This window comes from Caulobacter sp. P1_B12_2, from assembly GCF_056406675.1.
Genome location: NZ_JBFTZS010000605.1, coordinates 1 through 2,192 on the forward strand (window position 1 = coordinate 1; position 2,192 = coordinate 2,192).

Genomic DNA, 2,192 nt, shown 5'->3' on the forward strand with positions numbered 1-2,192 from the left:
GGATAAGGCGGATAAGGCGGATAAGGCCAAGGGCGCCGGCTTCACCGGCGGCGTGCTCGACCTGGTCGTGCTGATCGCCCTGGCGCCGGCCCTGCTGGTCGCGGCCGGCGCGCTGGGCGTGAAGCTCGGCGTGATCCCGCTGGCGCTGGGCTACGACCAGATGACCCTGGACTGGGCGCCCAAGGCCGCCATGCTGGGCGTCGCCACGGGCGTTCTGGGCCTGATCTTCGCCCTGTTCGGCGGCTTCACGCGGTTCTGGAAGAAGGCCCTGCTGGCCTTGGCGATCACCATCGCCACCCTGGGCGCCATGGTCGCGATGAACGCCGTGGGCGGCCGCGCCCCGCCGGTCCACGACGTCTCCACCGACTGGAAGACGCCGCTGATGCTGTCGGACGCCGCCCTGGCGGCTCGGGGCGGCGAGGCCCAGACCATCGAGGAAGATCCCAGCCTGCCGGTCGGCTCGCTGGCCTTCGCCGGCCGCCGCGTCGCCGACGTCAACGCCGAGACCTGCGCCGCCGCCCGGCCGCTGGTCCTGGCCCGCTCGCCGACCGACGCCTACGAGGCGGCCAAGGCCGCCGTCCAGGCCGCCGGCCTGGCGATCGTCACCGACGATCCGATGGACGGCCGGCTGGAGGCCACGGGCCAGAGCTTCTGGTACGGGCTGAAGGACGACCTGGTCGTGCGGGTGCGTCCCGACACGGCCGGGGCGCGCGTCGACATGCGGGCGATCGGCCGCGAGCCGGGCGGCGACATGGGCCGTAACTGCCGGCGGGTGGGGGATCTGCTGGCGGTGGTTAAGGGGTAGGAGTTCAGGCCAGCCGGTATTCCGAATCCAGCCCCGGCTCGCCGTCACAACTGACCCGCCCCTCCTTCACCAGCAGCAGCACGTGCGCCAGGACCGACATCGCGGCCGCCGGGTGCAGGCGCGGATCGACGGCGGCGTAGAGCGTCGGGACCATGGCCTTGATCGTGGTCGGACCCTGGGCCAGGGCGGCCAGGACCTGGGCCTCGCGGGCGCGGCGGTGGTCGGCATAAGCCTGGATGAACGGCGCCACGTCGCGGACCGGCGAGCCGTGGGTCGGCCACAGGGTGTCGTATCCCTCGGCCCGCACCTTCTCGAGGCTGGCGAAATAGTCGCCCATGTCGCCGTCGGGCGGGGTGATCACCGTGGTCGACCAGCCCATGACATGATCGCCCGAGAACAGGGCGTTCTCCTCCTTCAGGGCGAAGCAGACGTGGTTGGAGGTGTGGCCTGGCGTGGTCACGGCCCGCAGGGTCCAGCCAGGGCCTTCGAAGACGTCGCCGTCGGCGATCTCGACATCGGGCCGGAAGCCCTCGTCCTCGCCGGCCTCGAGGGCCAACCCATGAACCAACTCGCCAAGGTGTGGCGCGCGGCGGCCGAAGATCGTCGCCCCGGTCGCCTTCTGCAGCGGGCGGGCGAGGGGAGAGTGATCGCTGTGGTGGTGAGTGACCAGGATGTGGCTGACGCTCTCGCCCTCCAGCGCCGCCAGCAGCGCCTGGAGGTGGCCGTCCAGGTCGGGGCCCGGATCGAGCACCGCCACCGTCCCGCGCCCGACGATGTAGGTGCCGGTGCCGACATAGGTGAAGGGGCCGGGATTGTCGGCGATCACCCGGCGGATCAGCGGCGAGACCTGGTCGCAGCGCCCGTACTCGAACTCGATCTCGCGGACGAAGGGGATCATGTCGGTCTCTCGAAGGGGCGGGCGGCCGCGGCGCCGGTCTTGCGGTGACCGACCCGTAAACCTCCCGGAGTATGGATCATGGCCGCCGACGCAGCGATTTTTGTCTCAAAACGGCTCCAGCGCGCGGCCTTCGCCATCCTGTGTCTCATCGTGGCCCAGTTCGTGGTCGCCAGCTGCACGCCCGAACCGGCGGCGATGGCGGCCCGGGTCGCCCTGAGCCACCACTACTAGGCCACGCTTCTCGAGACCGCCCTAGATTCCGAGCACGCCGGCCAGGTCATAGCCGGCGTCCGCGCCCTGGCGCACCAGGGTGGCGCGATCGGCGGCGCCCGACGCGGCCTGGCCCAGGGACCAGGTGACGATCGATCGGGTGCCCGAGCGGCAGAAGGCCAGGACCGGCCCCTCCGCGCCCTCGACCGCGCGACGCACGGCCTCGACCTGGTCGTGGGTCGGCCCGCCCCGCACTGGAATATGCACATAATCCAGGCC

4 protein-coding genes are annotated in these 2,192 nt (G+C 71.6%); 2 read left to right on the plus strand and 2 right to left on the minus strand.

Annotated features, from left to right (window positions below):
- Nucleotides 1–805, plus strand: an 805-nt coding sequence (locus tag AC1DZ6_RS23910) for a DUF1499 domain-containing protein (RefSeq protein WP_477099597.1), incomplete at its 5' end; no start/stop codon positions are given.
- A gap of 4 nt (nucleotides 806–809) precedes the next feature.
- Here the strand turns inward: AC1DZ6_RS23910 and AC1DZ6_RS23915 are convergent.
- Nucleotides 810–1,703 (minus strand): MBL fold metallo-hydrolase, encoded by an 894-nt coding sequence (locus AC1DZ6_RS23915; RefSeq protein WP_477099598.1) that lies wholly within the window; start codon nucleotides 1,701–1,703, stop codon nucleotides 810–812.
- Between the two features lie 78 nt (nucleotides 1,704–1,781).
- On the opposite strand from AC1DZ6_RS23915, the gene AC1DZ6_RS23920 reads away from it, so the two are divergent.
- A complete protein-coding gene (locus tag AC1DZ6_RS23920; protein WP_477099599.1) occupies nucleotides 1,782–1,934 on the plus strand; it encodes a hypothetical protein in 153 nt (50 codons plus the stop codon).
- A gap of 21 nt (nucleotides 1,935–1,955) precedes the next feature.
- On the opposite strand, the gene AC1DZ6_RS23925 is transcribed toward AC1DZ6_RS23920, so the two are convergent.
- The coding region (locus tag AC1DZ6_RS23925) for a TIGR01244 family sulfur transferase (RefSeq protein ID WP_477099600.1) at nucleotides 1,956–2,192 on the minus strand (237 nt) is incomplete at its 5' end.

Coding starts and splice junctions, on each gene's coding strand:
- AC1DZ6_RS23915 (WP_477099598.1), bottom strand. CDS start 1,703: ATGATCCCCTTCGTCCGCGAGATCGAGTTCGAGTACGGGCGCTGCGAC.
- AC1DZ6_RS23920 (WP_477099599.1), top strand. CDS start 1,782: ATGGCCGCCGACGCAGCGATTTTTGTCTCAAAACGGCTCCAGCGCGCG.